This is a genomic window from Neisseria macacae ATCC 33926 (genome assembly GCF_022749495.1).
GTDB classification, from domain to species: domain Bacteria; phylum Pseudomonadota; class Gammaproteobacteria; order Burkholderiales; family Neisseriaceae; genus Neisseria; species Neisseria macacae.
The window spans coordinates 2,022,704-2,043,846 of sequence record NZ_CP094241.1; the positions used below are offsets into that span (position 1 = coordinate 2,022,704).

The following is a 21,143-nucleotide window of genomic DNA, read 5'->3' on the forward strand; positions in this document are numbered from 1 at the left end:
GAGCCGTGGAAATAAAAAGATTCGTCATTATCGAACAAAGAGAATGACGGAATGAAAGTTGCTTATCTCTCCTCTATCCTACGACACACAAGTCAGATTCAAGAATCTGACCTACGAATCGACCTTTTCAGACGACCTCTGCATGAAACCCCAAAAATCCCTGCGCGCCCGCGCGATGGACATTCTTTCCCGACAGGAAATCAGCCGCGTCGGACTTAAGCGCAAGCTCGCCCCGTATGCCGAAAGCGAAGAAGAATTGGAAAACGTGTTGGATGAATTTGCCGGACGCAACTGGCAATCCGACCAACGCTACGCCGAAGCCTACATCCACAGCAAAAGCCGCCAACACGGTTCCCTGCGTCTGAAACAGGCATTGGCGCAGCAAGGCATAGACGAAACCGTCAGCCGCGAATTCATGCCCGACAAAGCGAGCGAACTGCAAACCGCAGTCGCCGTGCTGCGCAAAAAATTCAAACAGCCTGCCGCCGATTTGAAAGACAAGCAAAAACAAGCGCGGTTTCTCGCCTATCGCGGCTTCGATATGGACACCATCCACGCCGCGCTCAAAAGCAGTTGGGACGGAGACGATGTTTTTGAATACGGAGAAAATTAAACCGCCCTGCTTGAATCTTCCTGTCCATCGGCGTACCCTTACGCTTTTGCCACCCATTCACAACAGAGATGACCATGTCCGAAGAACAACGCAACGCCCCTAATCCGCTTTTGGAAGACGAACGCAAAAACCCTGTTTACCGACTCGGTCGGGCTGTCGCCGGATTCATGGTTATCGTATGGGCGGGCGTATTGATTTTGGTGTTTTATTTAGTATTCCGTTTTTGGTTAAACTAAATTTCTCGCACGCCCTCCATCCCATTTTCTACAACCGTTTGCACTTTGCAAAAAGGTCGTCTGAAAAATCAAATATCGATTTTTCAGACGACCTTCTCCAATTTATCAAAACACATTTGAGTTCAGGTCAGGCAACACCATACCGGTTGAAAGCCGTTCACGATAAATTATCTATCCGCTCAAATCACAGGCATTCAAAACCAACCGGCAACAGCATGAAACAGATAAGTCATACCGCTCCACGCCCATTTGCTTACTGCAACCGTTATCCAGCCCATCAACACCAGCACAATCAAACCGAAAAAATCAGGTATATGCAGATAAAACCAAGCCGCAACAGGTTTGCGCCAAAAATCTGATTGCTGCTGTTTCTTCTCCAAAGCCGCGTGCATAAACGGTCGCTCCAAATGCAGATCACAATCCACACCATACTCGCTGCGCACATACTCATTGATGACTTTCAAAGTACGGCGGCTCGGCTGCAAGAAAATATCGATAAGCGTACCGACGACAGGAATCATGCCGAGCACCATATCGGCAAAAGCAAGATATACGGCAGGACGCATTTTATGATCCGGCACACCCAACTCCCGCCCCATGCGAAAAGCCTTCATCGTCAAAAAAAGCCCGGCAATATCCCCGACAAAAGGAATCAGCGACAATATGGCATCAATGCCGATTCCTTGTTTGGTAAAAGGAATGCAAAACAAACTATCCATAGTATTGGCATATTTAGCCAACTCACGCTCACGTCGGATGATTTCCTGACGCTCATAAGGTATAGGTGTGTGCTTCATCATGTTTTTATTGTAGTGGTTTAACAAAATTTAGAGCGGTATAACGTCATAGCCGTTTACGGTCATTCTCTATAAAAGCCAATTACAGTATGGCCGTTTGTGACGCAAGGTCGTCTGAAAAGCATTTGAGTATTTTTCATTTCATCAAAGTAGCGCTTTCAGACGACCTTTGAACGCGGTCAAACTACTTTTAACACGCCTTGGTTTCTTTACTTCGGCAGCCCTGTATTCGGATCCAATCCCGCCTGCTGTGCCAATCTGCGCACCAGTTCATCGGATGGTTTTGCCGGAGCAGGACCTTCTTCAAAACGTTGGATGGCAATTTTACCGTCCCAGCTCGGCAGTTTTGCCGGAGGCAGCGGGACAATTTCGTCTAGATCGTGAACGTTGAGCTCGGGTTTAAGATGTGCTCGGCGGGTTAGATAGTCGGAAATGATTCCATATCGGCGCGAACGCTCTTTGTCCTCTGTAATTCCCCATTGTTTATGGCGGCTATTAGGGTTTTGACTATAGAACACTTTTCCTGCTATATGCGCAGACGTATCATCGCCAGCCTTAACTCCTTGATGAGTATAAATTAACGCCAGTTTGTAATTTTTCTCACTACTTTCTGTAACACTTGCCATTAATGCGGCTTCTGCATCTGGATATATTTGATTGATAGCACAAACTCGCATTTTATCTGTTACTTTTAACCTAACAGAATGACTTGAATCATCCTGTATCTTCATTAACAGCTCACCTACCTCATATTGCGCCTTGGCATTCCCCAAATCCGCAGCTTTACGCAGATAAATAATCGAATCGTCTGCACCATGTTTGGGGCCGTAACCGACATCAATATAAAGCGACCACCAATAATGCGCGCTGGCAGGCAGGATTTTCATCAGCTTTTCGTTCCAGTAAATACCTTCGCCACGACGTTCGCGGGTTTCGATATTGATGTCTTTACTTTTCAGCAAGATTTCCTGCAAAGTCAGGTTTGCCTGCCAATGTCCGTTAGCGGCGGCAATACGGTAATACGGCAGATAACGGTCAAGTACGCCCGGTTTGGGCAGCCAGCGGTTTTTAAAATCGTGGTAGAGGGCGTAGCGGTATAGTTGATCTGCTTCCTGTGGCAAAGAAGGAAACTGTTCTTTAACACAAGTAAATTCTAAGTTCTTGAGTTTGGAACGCTTATAAGAAGATGAACCCAAAACTTGCTTGCCCACGTCTGTTTGGGGATTTCTGACAATATCCATCGCAGACCTTGCCAGTTCCCTACCGACATCGCATGCAGTAAGCAACGGCATACTCACCAACATAGTAGATAAAAGTGACGATATATGTTTGTTCTTCATTGTTTTTTTTATTGAAATAGCGTGTGTTTGGTTCAAATCATATGGGAGACAATTCCAACGTTGGTATTCAAAGGTTGTCTGAAAGTACAGTTTCAATAAGTTTGAAACTCAACTATTGAAAACCATGTTTCAGACGACCTTCAGGCTTTATCCTCTGTCAGCCTCTTTTATTTACTTCGGCAGCCCGGTATTCGGATCCAATCCCGCCTGCTGCGCCAATCTGCGCACCAGTTCATCGGATGGTTTTGCCGGAGCCGGACCTTCTACAAAACGTTGGATGGCGATTTTACCGTCCCAACTCGGCAGTTTTGCCGGAGGCAGCGGGACAATTTCGTCTAGATCGTGAACGTTGAGCTCGGGTTTGAGATGACCACTTTTCGATAGAAAGTTGTTAATTTGGTAATAACGCCTGGAACGTTCTTGATCCTCTCCAACGCCCCAATTGCTAAAGTCACTTTGAGGATCATTGAAAGTAAAAACTCGAGATAATACATAAGCACTAGAGGTTTCACCTGCTTTTATCGCTTGATGATAAAAATTCACGGCAGTTCCATAGTCTTTTGCATTATCAAATGTAGCTGCCATCATCCTTCCAGCCATTCCATCAGGACGGTCTTGATTTGCAGCACAAGTCCGCATTTTATTTGTTAGCCCCAATCTAAAGGTATGACTTGAATCATCCTGTATCTTCATTAACAGCTCAGCTACTTCAGATTGCGCTTTAGCATTCCCCAAATCTGCGGCTTTACGCAGATAAATAAGTGAATCGTCTGCACCATGTTTGGGACCATAACCAACATCAATATAAAGCGACCACCAATAATGTGCACTGGCGGGTAGGATTTTCATTAGCTTCTCGTTCCAATAAATACCCTCGCCACGACGTTCGCGGGTTTCGATATTGATGTCTTTGCTTTTCAGCAAGATTTCCTGCAAAGTCAGGTTTGCCTGCCAATGTCCGTTGGCGGCGGCAATACGGTAATACGGCAGATAGCGGTCAAGTACGCCCGGTTTGGGCAGCCAGCGGTTTTTAAAATCGTGGTAGAGGGCGTAGCGGTATAGTTGATCTGCTTCCTGTGGCAAGGACGGAAACTGTTCTTTGACGCAGGTAAATTCTAAGTTCTTAAGTTTGGAACGCTTATAAGAAGATGAACCCAAAACTTGCTTACCCACGTCTGTTTGGGGATTTCTGACAATATCCATCGCAGACCTTGCCAGTTCCCTACCGACATCGCATGCGGCAAGCAATGGCATACTCACCAATATAGTAGATAAAAGGGACGGTATATGTTTGTTTTTCATTGTTTTTTATTGAAATAGCGTGTGTTTGGTTTAAATCATATGGGAGACAATCCCAACATTGGTATTCAAAGGTCGTCTGAAAGTACGGTTTCAACAAGTTTGAAACTCAACTATTGAAAACTATGTTTCAGACGACCTTCAGGCTTTATCCCCTGTCAGCCTCTTTTATTTACTTGGGCAGCCCGGTTTTCGGATCCAATCCCGCCTGCTGTGCCAATTTGCGCACCAGTTCATCGGATGGTTTTGCCGGAGCCGGACCTTCTACAAAACGTTGGATGGCGATTTTACCGTCCCAGCTCGGCAGTTTTGCCGGGGGTAGCGGGACAATTTCGTCTAGATCGTGAACGTTGAGTTCGGGTTTGAGGTGAGCGTTTTTCCATAGAAAATCTCTAATGATACGATAACGCTTCGAACGTTCCAAATCTGTTGGAATACCCCAATTTTTATGTTTAGACTTAGAATTTTCCGTGTAAAAAGCACGTGACAAAGTTAATCCAGAAGAACTTTCTCCAGCCTTTAGAGCTTGGTGGCTAAATACAAGAGATTGTTGAAAATTCTCTTCATTTCTAGCATCAGCAGCCATCATTCGTGCTGCCATACCATCGGGATAAGTTTGATTTAAAGAACAAACACGCATCTTGTCCACTATTTTCAGCACTGTAGGACGGACCATCTCATCTTTTATTTTCAGCAACAGCTCACCTACTTCATACTGTGCCTTGGCATTCCCCAAATCCGCAGCTTTGCGCAGATAAATAAACGAATCGTCTGGGCCATGTTTGGGACCGTAACCGACATCAATATAGAGCGACCACCAATAATGTGCGCTGGCAGGCAGGATTTTCATCAACTTTTCGTTCCAGTAAATACCTTCGCCACGACGTTCGCGGGTTTCGAGATTAATGTCTTTGCTCTTTAACAAGATTTCCTGCAAGGTCAGGTTTGCCTGCCAATGTCCGTTGGCTGCGGCAATACGGTAATACGGCAAATAACGGTCGAGCACTCCAGGTTTGGGCAGCCAACGGTTTTTAAAATCGTGGTAAAGGGCGTATCGGTATAGTTGATCTGCTTCCTGTGGCAAGGACGGGAACTGTTCTTTGACGCAGGTAAATTCTAAGTTTTTAAGTTTAGAGGAATATGAGCCCATAACTTGTTTTCCTGTTTCTGTTTGGGGATTTTTAACGACATCAATTGCAGTTTTAGCTAGTTCTCTACCTATATCACATGCAGCTAGTAATGGGATGCTGATTAGTATAGTAGATAAAATTTTGATCCTCATATCATCTCCTAATCCAAATCTTGGGTATACACTCGGTTTTTATTAGTTAAATCAAACTCCAACAAGGGCATTAATCGCTTCTTATTCTTGTCTTTCGCACCTTTATTATTATCTAACTCTTCATACCATGTATCAAAAACATCTCCTGCAAGCGAAGGGTCAATTAACTGCTCTCCTGGATTCATTTCTGTATTACCATTCGTATGCCATCCCCAAGTTTCATGCCTTATCTTGTATGAAGCAGGCTGACTTTCGACAGCTACATTTAATTCGCTGTCTATCTGCATGCTACGTGTATTGATATTGGCAGAACCGAGCGTGGCGAAGGTATCGTTGATTAGGCAAAGTTTGGAATGGATATAAATTTCTTCCCAGTCTTCGGCAACCAATGTACAAATATGCACCTTGATACCTTCTTTTTCCAAATCTTCCTTCAAAATTTTGCGAAGCTCTTCAGTATTTTTTGTCTTTTTGACTTTCTCCGCCAACTCCCTCTCTTTGACTTCCCTATCGTTCAGACCTTCAATAGGTTTCAACGGCGGAGGAGGCAAAATAAAATCGGGTAGGATTTTGCGCCAAATACTGTCTGCGGAAAGGTTAGGGAACATGCGTTGTATTGCATTGCCATACCCTGCCTGCTCCAAAATACGTTCACGTGCGACAGTAGGCATAACATCACGACGCCCCAAACTTGCAAGCATGCGTTCAGTATTGATCATTCCCGGTCCTAACCCTTCTTTAGAAGAATTGGTAACCACAAAGACACAAAGAGGCTGCATCCCAGAAGCATCAATCCCAAAACGTTCGGCAAAGTTTTTACGCTCTTTACAGCTATCGCGTAATGCCTCAGCAAATGGAGGAAAGCGGAAATACTGGTTTTCAAAATAGATATAGGAAGTCGCCATTTTGAAATTTTGATTATATAAAGCCAGTATGTTTTCTTCCTGATATTCAGGCTGTGTACGCAGAACTTGAGCATATAGCAACTCTGTTTGCGAATCGTCTTTTTCAACGTTTTGGGGTTTGAACTGTTCACGCTTCACACGTTCAACCGGCTCTATTTTATCCATCCGGTTTTGGTAATAACCGTTGTCTTCGATTGCTTTATTCCAACCTTGAACAAAATTGGCATCAATGTCGTACAACACCTTCCCTGTCAACTTACAGGAGATATCCTGACGCGGCGTACCAAAAAATGCACCTGCGCTTGGATCACGTCCGCGCATTTGGCTTTCTTCTATATTTTCTAACTTTTCCAGCTCTACGACTTCTCCTGGACCTTTTCTGCTCGTTGTATAGGTTTTATACTCATCCGGCAAAGCATAGTGGTCGCTAGTATCCCAATAACGGTCAAGCATATTGTGCCCCATCACAAAACCAACTGCCGATTTTGGATCGGTATAGTCAATCATGACGCTTTTTTGATGATGGGTTGGTGTAAATCTCAATACGTCTTTGGTTAAAGCGGACAGTCCTTTATCTTCAAAGGGGAAATCTTTCGGGAAAATTGCGGGATTGATTTCTCGAGGAAGAAAAGAGACTTTTTGCTTCCGATTTTTATAATCCTCTTGGTTGCGCAGACGCATAAAAGCCATTGTATTAGGATATTTCTTTTCGTTTCGCAATAAGAAATAGTAATTCATACAATTGACGTAATTACGGAATAAATTGAAATTAAAAAATAAATCCCAAATACTTTCTAGGTCGTCTTTTAATCCGCCCAATTTCTCTAGACGACTTGTGACACTCCCCTTAACTTGATCGATTAGGTGAACCGGTTCTGATCCCTTAACTTCTTCTTTTACTTTTGCAAACAACTTATCAAATAAGGCAATACGCAAGTCATCAACATCGTTTACCGGACCGTTACTGTTAAGGCCTGTAACCTTGGACACGACACCAATAGCGGTTTTAACTAATTTTCCATCCCTATATTCCTCATATAATCCTTGGGCGGCAGTATGCACATAATTCATCAAACGGAAATGGATTTCCTCTCTAATGCCAAAACGCATATTCCGCCATCCATCTCTCAATTCCTTAATCCAATCTGGTAATAAATGGGTATCAAAGAATTCCTTAAATTCGTCTATTCCGGTGCCAACGCTCTTTTTAACCCTCAAGACAAATCCGACAGCCCCCATCCCCAGACTGTGGAATTCATCATGCAGACTTTGAAATTCCTCCATGGTTTTGTGAAATTCTTCATCGCTTGTAATGGTATTGTAACCTTCCACGGCATCGTACCATGCCCAGTCAAAACGCCTTTGTTCTACGGAATGACTGCGTTTTCCACGATAAAATTTATGCCTCTCTCTAGAACCCATTTTATGCATGGCAACTTTAGGCTCTAGAAATTTTTCTTTTTCCAATTTCTCAAAATGGCTATAAATGTTGTCAGGTTCCAGTATAAAGTCTAAGAAATGTTCATACGCCAAGTATTCATGCATGAACAATAAAGTACTTCTGCCCGGTGTATTGTCTTCAAGAAATTTTTCTGTTGCAAAAGGGTTTGTCTGCCAACATAGTATTTTGACATCTACATTGTTCTGTATGAACTTTTCCATCAGCAACTCGCCAATAGGCGCACCTGCCAAATTCACCCCCCTTTTAAAATACATGGAAGGTTGGAAACCCCAACAGACTATCTCTACACTTTTTTTTGCTTTTTCGATCGAGTCATACAGCTCGCCGAATGCGACTTCTCCGTTTACCAGCGAAAGAAAAGTAGCTTGCTCGGCAGAAGGTACATTTTTATTCCCTCCTTTACCGACAAACCAGCTTTCGGCTACTGTAGATTTTTTTTGAGTAATCGGCATTTGGCCATTCTTGGGCTTAGACTTACTTTGTGTTTTTGAATCATTTGGCATCGTTATTATCCGTAAAAATTCCTTGAACTAATTTGGCGTATTCTTCAACTTCCGGATTTGCACTTCCCGGGAAGAAACCTTTGCTGGTGTATTTATCTTTTCCTTCACATTTCTTGACAACTGGCAAATGGAATACCCGGCCATTGGCAAGCTCTACCTTATACTTACCTGTAGTCAATTCATGTTCTATTTCCAACTCACCCTTCGCATTGAGTATCCCTTTCATTTTTTCTACACCGTCCGCAAATAAAACATAAGGCATACCGGCAAAACCTCCGCCCCCATGAGCCGATTGTCCCACCTTCAATTTCAAAGGAATTTTAGGTATTGTTTTCGGCCATGATGGATGGTTGTAATTCATACTGGCAGGCCCCGTCACCTCCAACGGCGCCTTCACCCTAACCAGCTTCGGACTGCCAATCTCAATTTCTCCATTTGAGAATTTGATGTATGCGCCTTTACAGGTAATTAAAACTTCCTCTTGCGCTGCAATATTTACTCTGCCTGAACTGCTGGTCAGCACCGCATCCTTCAACGCATTCAGCTGCAACTCGTCATTCTGTGCCTGCACTTCCACTTTGCCCTGATTCGCCTGTACCTTGATGCCGCTGCTTTGGGCAAACAGGTTGAGGCTCTCTGCCGCATGGGCGGTCAGGCTTTGGCCGGCGGTGATGTCGGTATGGTTGCCGCTGACCAGGTGGATGTTTTCATTGGCGGTGTGCAGTTGGCTTTGCTGGGTTGCGGTGGCAATGCCGGCGGGGGCGGTTTGGATCAAACCGGCCTCTTTCAGGTCTTTGAGGGCGTCTTTCAGACGACCCCTTTGGGTTTCTTCATCGGTGTGGTGATTGTTGGCGGTTTGGGCGGCTTTGTTCAGGCTTTTGGCGAGGGAGAGTGCCTGTTCAATCTGCGCGATGGCATCGTCCATATCCAGCACTTTGCCGTTGGCGTCTTGGTTTTGTGCGCTGACGAGTATGCCTTTACCCGCCCGTACGGCGCCCCAGCCGTCGGTTCTGAGTTCGAAGCCTTCGCCGTTCTCTCCGCGTTTCTCCCTACCGCTGTCGACGATGTGGCCGAGGTTGAGTTGGGATTTCTGGTAGTCGGTGGCGAGTTTGATGTGTTCCTGACCTTTTTGGTCTTCCATCCTGAGTTTGTTGTTCGCCCAGGTGCGGATGACGTTCCTTGTGTTCCAATCGGCAGGAATGTGGTCGGGATGGGCGCTGTCGTGCATGACGCCGGAGATATACGGACGGTCGGGGTTGCCTTGGACGAAGGACAGCATGACTTCGGTGCCTTCGTGTAAGGGGAAGTGGATGCCGTATTCGGGACCGGCATAGGGTTTGGCGAGTCGGACGGGACGGCTTTCTCCGCCGGGACTCCATTCGTCCAAATCAAACGGCAGTTTGACGCGGTAGCGTCCCATGTCGTCGATGTAGGCGTAGGTGCAGTTCTCTGCCGCGGTTACCCGTGCGGGCAGTGTGCCGGCGATATGGGGGCGCGGGGTGGTGCGTTCGGGACGGAAGGCGAGTTGGGCGGGTATGGCGGTAAAGGTATGGGTATAGGCGGTATCGCGGCTGCCGCTGTGTTCCATGCTGAGTACCAGCCAGCCGTCGGGTGCTTCGGGGAAGGCGGTATCGGTTTGGAACACTTTCATCGGCGCCATGGAAACGACGTTGCCGCTGCCGTTGGCAACGGTTTGGCGGCAGAGGACGGCTTCGTTCAGCAGGGTCGTCTGAACTTTGGCTTCGTCGGGGGTTTTGGGATGAAGGCCCCAGTTTTGCTGTTTGCCCAATAAGACGGTATTGTCGGCAGATTCTTCGGATTGTTTGTTGTCGGTTTCGGCGAAGAGGTCGGTATCGGCAGTGCGGTAGTTGTAGTCGGCACTGCGTATGCCTTCGACGATGGGGTTGTGGCGGATGCTGAGGTTGAACAGTGCTTCGGTACCGGTGCTTTCCAGTCCGGCATGGGGACGGTAGGAAACGGGCAGGCTTGGGTCGCGGAAGTAGTGTTCGGGACTGTCGCCGAAGACGACTACGTCGCCATGTTGTTCATGCTGTTCGAAGGCATACCAAATGCCTTCTTCCTCACACAGACGGTTGATAAAGGCAAAGTCGCTTTCGAGATACTGGGTCACATACTCGCGGACGGTGTAGCTGCGGCTTTTTTGGAAACGGTAGTCGACACCGGAGAAGCCGTGGTGTTTGAAGACGGCGGCAACGATGTCGGGGACGGTTTGGTTTTGAAACAGTCGGGAGGATTGGAAATGTTTTAAAGCCGCGAAACGCGGCTCTAAAACAAAGCGGTAAACGGTTTCATCCTTGGAGACGGACAGCTTCTCACACGAAGTCACAATGCCCTGCCATTGTTTCGCCGGAGGGTCGTCTGAAGCAGACCTGAATGCACTGACTACTTCGGACAATACGGCCTCCTGCGGACGGATTTCAAACGCTGCGCGCTGGTTGAGGTAGGAAGACAGCGGCAGGGAGGAATCGGTGGAGGTGGCGGTGATTTCGACGCGGTAGGCGGTGTTGGCGGCTTCGGAGGCGGTGAAGGATTTGACGGAGAGTGAGGGGGAGAATCGGGCGAAGGTGAGATGGTAGGATTGGCGGGCAGTCATGATAACACTAGGATGAATTTATGATGAACGCCTGGAATATACCATAACCATAATGACAAATATATTTATTAAGATGAATGGCATAAATTCCACCTGAACGGCAAGAAAAATACCATGATGTTAAATTCCCTCCATGTATACACGTATATATGTATACAGTTATAATTCAAAGCTGTACTGTATCTCAGACCCATCCCATGAAAAAAATCCTTGTTACCGGCGGTGCGGGCTTTATCGGCTCGGCAGTTGTCCGCCACATCATCCAAAATACCCAAGATTCCGTCATCAATCTCGACAAATTAACTTACGCGGGCAATCTCGAATCACTGACTGACGTAGCCGACAGTCCCCGTTACGCTTTTGAGCAAGTGGACATTTGCGATCGTGCCGAACTTGACCGCGTGTTTGCACAACACCAGCCCGATGCCGTGATGCACTTGGCAGCGGAAAGTCATGTCGACCGCTCTATTGATTCCGCTGGCGAATTCATCCAAACCAACATCGTCGGCACGTTCAACCTGCTCGAAGCCGCGCGCGCCTACTGGCAGCAAATGTCGTCTGAAAAACGAGAAGCTTTCCGTTTTCACCATATTTCCACCGACGAAGTCTATGGTGATTTGCACGGTACGGACGATTTGTTTACCGAAACTACGCCCTACGCCCCGTCCAGCCCCTATTCCGCTTCCAAGGCTTCCAGCGACCATCTCGTACGTGCATGGCTGCGTACTTACGGTCTGCCGACCATCGTAACCAACTGTTCGAACAACTACGGTCCGTACCACTTCCCTGAAAAACTCATTCCATTGATGATTCTGAACGCGCTCGACGGCAAACCGCTGCCCGTGTACGGCGACGGGATGCAAATCCGCGACTGGCTGTTTGTCGAAGACCACGCCCGCGCGCTGTATCAGGTTGTTACCGAAGGCGTTGTCGGCGAAACCTACAATATCGGCGGGCACAATGAAAAAGCCAATATCGAGGTGGTCAAAACCATCTGCGCCCTATTGGAAGAACTTGTTCCTGAAAAACCTGCCGGCGTGGCGCGCTACGAAGATTTGATTACCTTCGTGCAAGACCGCCCCGGCCATGACGTACGCTACGCCATCGACGCCGCCAAAATCGGCAGGGAACTGGGCTGGAAACCGCAGGAAACGTTCGAATCCGGCATCCGCAAAACGGTGCAATGGTATTTGAACAACAAAACCTGGTGGCAAAATGTATTGAACGGCAGCTACCGTCTGGAACGTCTGGGCAAGCTTTAAACCATACCTGCCCTACATTGCAAACAACAGGCATCATCGAAAAAGGTATTTCCATGCATTCTCTGTCCCGCATAGTCTTATCGGCAACTTTGACCTCATCCTTGTTCGTCTCTATGCCAGTTCTGGCAAAAGAAACGCGACATCATGCCGCACAAACGACTGTTAAAAAGATGACAAAAGCCGATGGCAGCACTATTGAGCGGGCAGTTGTCATCATTGAAGACGACACTATGCGCGGCATTGGCGCCGAAAACCGCTGGATTGCAGAAAATATGCCGGGATACCACAAAGTCGGACAAGCCTTGTTGCAGCAAAACGGCGGAGTCTATGACCGTATTGATGTGCAAAATGAAGCAGGCGACATCCGTTCCGTTTACTTCGATATCAAAAGCTTCTTTGGTATGGTAAACGGCAAGCCTCTTTAAAACCAAAGGTCGTCTGAAAACATTAGCCATGCACAAACTATGTTTTCAGACGACCTTAAAATCCATTTCACACATTTTGCTGATTTCAACAATCAGACCAACAAAGGACCCCCATGAAAGGCATCATCCTTGCCGGCGGCAGCGGCACGCGCCTCTACCCCATCACACGCGGCGTATCCAAACAGCTCCTGCCCGTGTACGACAAACCCATGATTTACTATCCCCTGTCCGTATTGATGCTGGCGGGAATACGCGAAATCTTGGTCATTACCACCCCCGAAGACAATCCCTCTTTCAGACGACTGCTCGGCGACGGCAGCGATTTCGGCATCTCCATCAGCTACGCCGAACAACCCAGCCCCGACGGCTTGGCGCAAGCATTCATCATCGGCGAAGAGTTTATCGGCAACGACAACGTCTGCTTGGTTTTGGGCGACAATATTTTCTATGGTCAGTCGTTTACCCAAACCCTGAAACAAGCCGCCTCCAAAAAACACGGCGCCACCGTGTTCGGCTACCAAGTCAAAGACCCCGAACGTTTCGGCGTCGTCGAATTTGACGAAAACTTCAATGCCTTATCCATCGAAGAAAAACCGAAACAGCCCAAATCCGACTGGGCGGTAACGGGCTTATATTTCTACGACAACCGCGTCGTAGAATTTGCCAAACAAGTCAAACCCTCTGCGCGCGGCGAACTCGAAATCAGCACGCTCAACCAAATGTATCTTGACGACGGCTCATTGTCCGTCCAGCTTTTAGGACGCGGCTTTGCATGGCTGGACACCGGTACGCACGAAAGTCTGCACGAAGCCGCCTCATTCGTCCAAACCGTGCAAAACATCCAAGACCTGCAAGTCGCCTGCCTCGAAGAAATCGCCTGGCGCAACGGCTGGCTTTCAGACGAGCGCTTGGAAGAACTCGCCCGCCCGATGGCAAAAAACCAATACGGTCAATACCTGTTACGTTTGTTGGCAGGCATAAACCGCTAAGCTCAAATCTATTGTATTCATAACATCAAGCGTAGTTTTCTTGATTCGTTCAAGTGGAATTGAAAATATGAAAATCATTGATACCACCATTCCCGAAGTCAAACTTTTAGAACCGCAAGTCTTCGGCGACGCGCGCGGCTTTTTTATGGAAACTTTCCGCGACGAATGGTTTAAGGCCAACGTCTGCGACCGCACCTTCGTGCAGGAAAACCATTCCAAATCAGGCAAAGGCGTATTGCGCGGCCTGCATTACCAAACCGAAAACACGCAAGGCAAACTCGTCCGCGTCGTTGTCGGCGAAGTGTTCGACGTTGCCGTCGATATGCGTAAGGATTCGCCGACTTTCGGCAAATGGGCAGGCGAAATCCTGTCGGCTGAAAACAAACGCCAACTGTGGGTACCCGAAGGTTTCGCACACGGCTTTTACGTTTTGAGCGATGAAGCCGAATTCGTTTACAAATGCACGGACTATTACAACCCGAAAGCCGAACATTCACTGATTTGGAACGATCCAACCGTCGGCATCGAATGGCCGCTGCAAGGCGAACCCAACCTGTCGCCCAAAGACTTGGCAGGTAAAATCTTGGCAGAAGCCGAAACCTTTTAAGGTCGTCTGAAAACGATTGCAGGCGGTTATCCCATTTGCCCTTATGCGGCAGAATCAGGATAATGCGCCTGCATCGATTATTTTCAAACTCAAACGGCAAACACCATGAATTTTTACGATTTACTGATTTCTCCGTTCGTAGAGTTCGATTTCATGCGTTATGCGCTGGCATCGATATTCTGTTTGGCACTCAGTGCCGCACCTGTCGGTGTTTTCCTCGTGATGCGCCGCATGAGCCTGGTCGGAGACGCATTAAGTCATGCCGTGTTGCCCGGTGCCGCGATAGGTTATATTTTTGCCGGTTTGAGCCTGCCGGCAATGAGCATAGGCGGCTTTGTTGCCGGCATGCTGATGGCTCTTTTGGCGGGATTGGTCAGCCGTTTTACCACTTTGAAAGAGGATGCCAACTTTGCCGCATTTTATTTGAGCAGTCTGGCAATCGGCGTCATCTTGGTCAGCAAACAAAAGGACGGCAGCGTAGATTTACTGCATTTGCTGTTCGGTTCCGTCTTGGCAGTGGACATCCCTGCATTACAACTAATTGCCATCGCCGCCAGCATAACGATCACCGCTTTGGCAATCATCTACCGCCCCTTAGTCTTGGAAAGCATAGACCCTCTGTTCCTAAAAGCCGTTGGCGGGAAAGGCGGCTTTTGGCATGTTGTGTTTCTGGTGTTGGTGGTTATGAACTTGGTTGCCGGCTTTCAAGCACTCGGCACACTGATGTCGGTCGGGCTGATGATGTTGCCCGCCATTACCGCCCGATTGTGGGCAAAAAATATGGGAATGTTGATTTTATTGTCAGTCTTGCTGGCACTCTTCTGCGGCTTTGCGGGCTTGCTGTTTTCGTATCACGTCGAAATACCGTCGGGTCCCGCCATTATTTTGTGTTGCGGCGTCTTATACACCCTGTCCGTCATCTTCGGCAGCGAAGGCGGCATATTGACCAAATGGATACGCGGCAAAAAACACCGCACTGCTTGACGGCAAGCCATACTCTCCAAACCAATCAACCCGTCAATCCATTGTTCCTGACCCGGTTTCATTGCCCAACTGAAACAAAAGGTCGTCTGAAAACCATCCCCTCGGTTTTCAGACGACCTTTTGCCATGAATCACACTCCACCGCCCTTATCCTCCGCTTACGGTAGAAAATTCGATTATTCCCGTCCCAGCCTTGAATTTCATGTAAAAAATAGTAATAATAAGCCCTTTTCCAGCAGACCATACTGCCCGACCAACTCCCCTCAAGAAAGCACGAAACATGGCGTTAATCGTACATAAATACGGCGGCACATCAGTAGGCTCGCCCGAACGCATTAAAAACGTAGCCAAACGTGTCGCCAAAGCCCGCGCCGAAGGACACGACATCGTTGTCGTCGTATCCGCCATGAGCGGCGAAACCAACCGCCTGGTTGCGCTGGCGCACGAAATGCAGGAGCATCCCGATCCGCGCGAGCTGGACGTAGTCTTGTCCACCGGCGAGCAAGTGACCATCGGCCTTTTGGCAATGGCATTGAAAGACATCGGCGTGGATGCCAAAAGCTACACCGGCTGGCAGGTCGCCCTCAAAACCGATACTTCCCACACCAAAGCCCGCATCGAAAGCATCGATGACGAAAAAATGCGCGCCGACCTCGCCGAGGGCAAAGTCGTCATCGTCGCCGGCTTCCAAGGCATCAGCAGCGAAGGCGATATTTCCACGCTCGGACGCGGCGGTTCCGACACCTCCGCCGTTGCGCTCGCCGCGGCCCTCAAAGCGGACGAATGCCAAATCTATACCGACGTAGACGGCGTTTACACCACCGACCCCCGCGTCGTGCCTGAAGCGCGCCGCATGGATACGGTTACATTTGAAGAAATGATCGAACTGGCAAGCCTCGGTTCGAAAGTTTTGCAAATCCGTTCAGTAGAATTCGCCGGAAAATACAAAGTGCGCCTGCGCGTACTGAGCAGCCTGCAAGACGGCGGCAACGGCACCTTAATTACCTTTGAAGAGGACGACAACATGGAAAGAGCTGCCGTAACCGGTATCGCATTCGATAAAAACCAAGCCCGCATCAACGTGCGCGGCGTACCCGACAAACCCGGCGTCGCCTATCAGATTTTAGGCGCGGTTGCCGATGCCAACATCGAAGTCGACATGATCATCCAAAATGTCGGCAGCGAAGGCACTACCGATTTCTCCTTCACCGTACCACGCGGCGAGTACAAACAAACCATCGAAATCCTGACCAAGCTGCAAGACAGCATCGGTGCAGCCGCCATCGACGGCGACGACACCGTGTGCAAAGTCTCCGCAGTCGGCTTGGGTATGCGTTCGCACGTCGGCGTTGCCGCCAAAATCTTCCGCACCCTCGCCGAAGAAGGCATCAACATCCAAATGATTTCCACTTCAGAAATCAAAGTTTCCGTCTTGATTGACGAGAAGTACATGGAACTCGCCACCCGCGTCCTGCATAAAGCGTTTGATTTGGGTTAATCAGGTTATATGCTTGAAAGGTCGTCTGAAATTTTATTTTCAGACGACCTTTTTTATAGAAAAACAAATTGATTTTTAAATTCGATATTTTTAGTTTCAAGGCTGATTAGCATTTTAGATAAATTAGATAATATTCTGATTGTTTGAAAATATCTTAGTCAAAATTAGTTTTTAGACAACCCAAGTAAGACGCACAATGGTATTATTTGGTGTATCTACTAATTTTATTTAATATTTTAGGGAAAAAATGTCATGGATAAATACCAATACGATACAGGCAAAGAAATTTTGACAGGTGCAAAATCCATTACCCGATTTATAATTAAAAAATGGGCATCAGAAGGTAAAAAACAATTTACGGCTAAGGAATTAGATGAATATTTGAAAAATCTCCAAGGCTTGAATACTCCATATAAAGACAATACTGGTTCAAACTTACACAGTATGTGCGTCAATTCGAATTCTTCCAAGCATTATTCAAATAGTAAACCTGATTTTCTCTACCTAGTCGATCGTGGTATTTTTGAAATGTACGATCCTATAAAACACGGTGACAATGTAAAACAAATAGAATCTCTCTTAAATGATTTGGCAGTCATTAATAAAAAAAGAAAAAAGAAGGAAATTGAAGAAACAACTGCCGAAGTACAAATCCTTGCACGCAAAGGACAGGGGCGCTTTCGGAATGAGGTATCAGCATGGTGTCCCAAATGTCCTGTATCAGGTGTAGAGAATATGAGGTTACTGGTGGCTAGCCATATTAAACCTTGGTGTAAAAGCAATAATGAAGAGCGTTTGGATGGCCATAATGGTTTCATGTTTGCACCGCATATTGATGCACTTTTTGATAACGGTTATATCAGTTTTGATGACGAAGGAAAAATTTTAATCAGCCCTCAATTGGGAGAAAAAGATAGAAATGCATTTAACATTGACATTGATATAAAACTCACAGAGCTTCCTGAAAAAACGAAGTACTATCTGAAATATCACCGAGATTATATTTATATACATAATTAAGAGTTTAAACCTAAGGTCGTCTGAAACACAAAAAAGTTTCAGACGACCTTTTTTATGAGAAAACCGTAGGTTGAAATCTATATCCGATAATATTTTCTTAGCTGTTTCTAAAGCATTTCTTCTTTAAGTTTTTATATCTATGTCCGGCAGTCAGGTTTGCCCGAAGGTCGTCTGAAAATAAGAAACCTTTTTTACCACCGTCGGACTAACAGATTATCAACGCAATATTTAAGGAGCTTTATGACTGCTTTCATCCGCTTCGTTTCAGTGTTGCTGACCGCATCCGCATTGACTGTCAGCGTAAGTGCCGCTGCCAAACCCGTTGCAGGAAAACGCGTCGCGGTGCAGTCTTCCAAAGGCAAGGTCATGCCACCTGCTGATTATGCCAAAATGATTAACGACTTCCCCGATCCTAACCCGAAACTTCTGGAGCCAATCCCTATTTCAAATGTGAAATCGCCATACGGACGGGCGGATTTGGTTAAATTTTTCGAAATCGTTTTACAGTCTCATTCGGAATTGATGACGGCACAAGATGAATTTAACCGGGCCGGAGAAAATTCGACACATTCTCCAGAATTTTTTGAAGCTGCAAAAAAGCTGGCTGATGAGTGGAAAAAAGTTACCAGAAGATTTTTGGATGCTGATTTCCGCGATCCTGAAATTAAAGCAGTGGTCAACCGGAGGGTCGAAATCAATATATTGGCAAGTCATGTTTTGGAATATTTGATAAAACATCAAAAAACCTTGATGGCTGAAGGAGAAAGAGACCCTGAAATAAACCGATTGGATGTAATGGCTTTTCTAGAAAAACGAAATAAAGCTCAAGAAGGAGTTAAGAAAAGCAATGCAGAAATATTGAAAGCCGTCCGTGCATTAAAGAAAAAATATTCCCTATAATCCCCCCAAAGGTCGTCTGAAAACGCTACCGAAGCCGTTTCAGACGACCTTTTTGCAAACTGATTGATAACATATTAAAACCATATCCCAAGCCTGCCGAAATATGCCATAATAGCCACGCAGCGCGCTTTTGCGCCGCATTCGAAAAGAAAAACCTAACCTACAAGAGAATATCCCATGACTAGCAAAGCCACCATTATCTACACCCATACCGACGAAGCCCCCGCGCTGGCGACCCAATCCCTGCTGCCGATTGTGCAGGCGTTTACCCGCCATGCCGGTATCGAAGTCAAAACCAGCGATATTTCCCTGTCCGGCCGCATTCTGGCGGCGTTCCCCGAATATCTGACCGAAGCGCAGCGCGTACCCGACGCGCTTGCCGAGTTGGGCGAACTGGTGAAACAGCCCGATGCCAACGTGATCAAACTGCCGAACATCAGCGCGTCCGTACCGCAACTGACCGCCGCAATTAAAGAATTGCAGGCAAAAGGCTTTGCCGTCCCCGATTACCCCGCCGACCCGCAAACCGATGAAGAAAAAGCCGTGCGCGAACGTTACGACCGCATCAAAGGCAGCGCGGTCAATCCCGTTTTACGCGAAGGCAACTCCGACCGCCGCGCGCCGAAAGCGGTGAAAAACTTTGCCAAAAAAAATCCGCACAGCATGGGCGCATGGACCAAAGACTCCAAAACCCACGTTGCCACCATGCAAAGCGGCGACTTTTTCCATAACGAACAATCCGTTACCGTACCCGATGCGACTTCCGTATCCATCGTGTTCACCGACAAACAAGGCAACAAAAAAGAGCTGCGCGAGCCCGTTGCCCTGAAAGCCGGCGAAATCATCGACGCGACCGTGATGAGCAAAAAAGCCCTGCTCGCCTTCCTTGCCGAACAAGTGAAAGACGCAAAAGCAAAAGGCGTATTGTTCTCGCTGCACATGAAAGCCACCATGATGAAAGTGTCCGACCCGATTATCTTCGGACACGCCGTCAAAGTGTTCTTTGCGCCTGTTTTTGAAAAATTCGGCGACAAACTGGCTGCTGCAGGCGTCAACGTCAATAACGGCTTCGGCAACTTGCTTGCCAATCTGGACAAACTGGATGCGGACACCCGCGCTGCCGTCGAAGCCGAAATCGCTGCCGTTTACGCTGCCAACCCCGATTTGGCGATGGTCGATTCCGACAAAGGCATCACCAACCTGCACGTCCCCAGCGACGTCATCGTCGATGCTTCCATGCCCGCGATGATCCGCAATTCCGGCCGTATGTGGGACAAAGACGGCAAAGCGCAAGACACCAAAGCCGTGATTCCCGACAGCAGCTATGCAGGCGTTTATCAGGCAACCATCGACTTCTGCCGCGAACACGGTGCGTTCGATCCGACGACCATGGGTACCGTGCCCAACGTCGGCCTGATGGCGCAGGCAGCCGAAGAATACGGTTCGCACAATAAAACCTTCGAAATCGAAGCCGACGGCCAAGTTCAAGTCATTGATGCGGCGGGCAAAGTCCTAATGCAGCACGAAGTTGAGGCAGGCGACATCTGGCGTATGTGCCAAACCAAAGACGCGCCCGTCAAAGACTGGGTACAACTCGCCGTCAACCGCGCCCGCCTGAGCAACACGCCCGCCGTGTTCTGGCTCGACGAAAACCGTCCGCACGATAAAAGCCTGCTCGCCAAAGTCAACGCCTACCTTGCCGAACTGGATACCGACGGTCTCGACATCCGTGTCCTCGCTCCCGAAGAAGCCGCCAAGTTCAGCCTGGGTCGTCTGAAAAACGGCGAAGACACCATTTCCGTAACCGGTAACGTCCTGCGCGATTATCTGACCGACCTGTTCCCGATTTTGGAACTCGGCACCAGCGCGAAAATGCTGTCTATCGTTCCGTTGATGAACGGCGGCGGTATGTTTGAAACCGGCGCGGGCGGCTCCGCACCGAAACACGTCCAACAGTTCCTCGAAGAAAACCACCTGCGCTGGGACTCTTTAGGCGAGTTCCTCGCACTTGCCGTATCGTTTGAACATCTGGCGCAAAAAACCGGCAACACCAAAGCCCAAGTCCTCGCCGACACGCTGGATGCCGCCACCGAAAAACTGCTGTTGAACGACAAATCGCCCAAACGCAAAGCAGGCGAACTCGACAACCGCGGCAGCCATTTCTACCTCACCCTCTACTGGGCGCAAGAACTGGCAGCTCAGGATAAAGACGCTGAACTGAAAGCAGCGTTTGCGCCGCTGGCGGAAACCCTGACCGCCGACGAAGCGAAAATCGTTGCCGAGCTTTCCGCCGCACAAGGCAAAGCAGCCGACATCGGCGGCTACTACGCCCCCGACGCTGCAAAAGCCGCCCAAGCCATGCGCCCGAGCGAAACGTTCAATCAGGCATTGGCAAAGCTGTAAAAGCA

Annotated in this window: 17 protein-coding genes; 11 read left to right on the top strand and 6 right to left on the bottom strand. The window is 47.9% G+C overall.

The features are described 5' to 3' along the window. Positions 1-142: 142 nt before the first annotated feature. Together recX and MON40_RS09720 are read left to right on the top strand one after the other, a co-directional pair. Positions 143-613 carry a recombination regulator RecX gene (recX, locus tag MON40_RS09715; protein ID WP_036491550.1) on the top strand — a complete coding sequence of 157 codons (471 nt, stop codon included), beginning with the start codon at positions 143-145 and terminating at the stop codon, positions 611-613. A gap of 74 nt (positions 614-687) precedes the next feature. Then, a complete protein-coding gene (locus tag MON40_RS09720; protein WP_009311625.1) occupies positions 688-849 on the top strand; it encodes a hypothetical protein in 162 nt (53 codons plus the stop codon). Between the two features lie 194 nt (positions 850-1,043). Here MON40_RS09720 and MON40_RS09725 read toward each other — a convergent pair whose 3' ends face one another. The 6 genes from MON40_RS09725 to MON40_RS09750 form a co-directional block, all read right to left on the bottom strand. Next, the gene (locus MON40_RS09725; protein WP_003777472.1) at positions 1,044-1,649 is read right to left on the bottom strand and encodes a DUF4112 domain-containing protein; all 606 of its coding nucleotides are present in this window, start codon (positions 1,647-1,649) and stop codon (positions 1,044-1,046) included. 206 nt (positions 1,650-1,855) lie between these two features. Continuing rightward, a complete protein-coding gene (locus MON40_RS09730) occupies positions 1,856-2,986 on the bottom strand; it encodes a DUF6396 domain-containing protein (RefSeq protein ID WP_039862863.1) in 1,131 nt (376 codons plus the stop codon). A gap of 171 nt (positions 2,987-3,157) precedes the next feature. After that, the gene (locus MON40_RS09735) at positions 3,158-4,288 is read right to left on the bottom strand and encodes an SEL1-like repeat protein (protein ID WP_039862862.1); all 1,131 of its coding nucleotides are present in this window, start codon (positions 4,286-4,288) and stop codon (positions 3,158-3,160) included. A gap of 169 nt (positions 4,289-4,457) precedes the next feature. Beyond that, on the bottom strand, positions 4,458-5,567 hold the full coding sequence (locus tag MON40_RS09740; RefSeq protein WP_003777465.1) for a DUF6396 domain-containing protein: 1,110 nt from the start codon (positions 5,565-5,567) through the stop codon (positions 4,458-4,460). A gap of 8 nt (positions 5,568-5,575) precedes the next feature. Beyond that, positions 5,576-8,386, bottom strand: a complete 2,811-nt coding sequence (locus MON40_RS09745) for a phospholipase D-like domain-containing protein (protein WP_242925888.1) — start codon at positions 8,384-8,386, stop codon at positions 5,576-5,578. A 40-nt stretch (positions 8,387-8,426) separates the two neighbouring features. Beyond that, the gene (locus MON40_RS09750; RefSeq protein ID WP_242925889.1) at positions 8,427-11,051 is read right to left on the bottom strand and encodes a type VI secretion system Vgr family protein; all 2,625 of its coding nucleotides are present in this window, start codon (positions 11,049-11,051) and stop codon (positions 8,427-8,429) included. A gap of 197 nt (positions 11,052-11,248) precedes the next feature. Here MON40_RS09750 and rffG point away from each other — a divergent pair, with 197 nt between their 5' ends. The 9 genes from rffG to MON40_RS09795 all read left to right on the top strand — a co-directional run bounded on the left by rffG (position 11,249) and on the right by MON40_RS09795 (position 21,138). Continuing rightward, positions 11,249-12,313, top strand: coding sequence for a dTDP-glucose 4,6-dehydratase (gene rffG / locus MON40_RS09755; protein ID WP_003761472.1), 1,065 nt, complete (start codon positions 11,249-11,251; stop codon positions 12,311-12,313). Positions 12,314-12,366: 53 nt separating this feature from the next. Then, complete coding sequence (locus MON40_RS09760) at positions 12,367-12,738, top strand: adenosylhomocysteinase (RefSeq protein ID WP_242925890.1); 372 nt, start codon at positions 12,367-12,369, stop codon at positions 12,736-12,738. Between the two features lie 113 nt (positions 12,739-12,851). After that, positions 12,852-13,727, top strand: a complete 876-nt coding sequence (rfbA, locus tag MON40_RS09765) for a glucose-1-phosphate thymidylyltransferase RfbA (protein WP_003761467.1) — start codon at positions 12,852-12,854, stop codon at positions 13,725-13,727. A 67-nt stretch (positions 13,728-13,794) separates the two neighbouring features. After that, the gene (rfbC, locus tag MON40_RS09770) at positions 13,795-14,334 is read left to right on the top strand and encodes a dTDP-4-dehydrorhamnose 3,5-epimerase (protein ID WP_003777455.1); all 540 of its coding nucleotides are present in this window, start codon (positions 13,795-13,797) and stop codon (positions 14,332-14,334) included. Positions 14,335-14,439: 105 nt separating this feature from the next. Further along, positions 14,440-15,318, top strand: coding sequence for a metal ABC transporter permease (locus tag MON40_RS09775; RefSeq protein ID WP_003777454.1), 879 nt, complete (start codon positions 14,440-14,442; stop codon positions 15,316-15,318). A 279-nt stretch (positions 15,319-15,597) separates the two neighbouring features. After that, complete coding sequence (locus tag MON40_RS09780; protein WP_003761460.1) at positions 15,598-16,815, top strand: aspartate kinase; 1,218 nt, start codon at positions 15,598-15,600, stop codon at positions 16,813-16,815. 252 nt (positions 16,816-17,067) lie between these two features. After that, positions 17,068-17,835, top strand: coding sequence for an HNH endonuclease (locus tag MON40_RS09785; RefSeq protein WP_242925891.1), 768 nt, complete (start codon positions 17,068-17,070; stop codon positions 17,833-17,835). A gap of 240 nt (positions 17,836-18,075) precedes the next feature. Next, complete coding sequence (locus MON40_RS09790) at positions 18,076-18,735, top strand: hypothetical protein (protein ID WP_003777445.1); 660 nt, start codon at positions 18,076-18,078, stop codon at positions 18,733-18,735. 177 nt (positions 18,736-18,912) lie between these two features. After that, positions 18,913-21,138, top strand: coding sequence for an NADP-dependent isocitrate dehydrogenase (locus MON40_RS09795; RefSeq protein ID WP_003777443.1), 2,226 nt, complete (start codon positions 18,913-18,915; stop codon positions 21,136-21,138). Positions 21,139-21,143 lie beyond the last annotated feature (5 nt).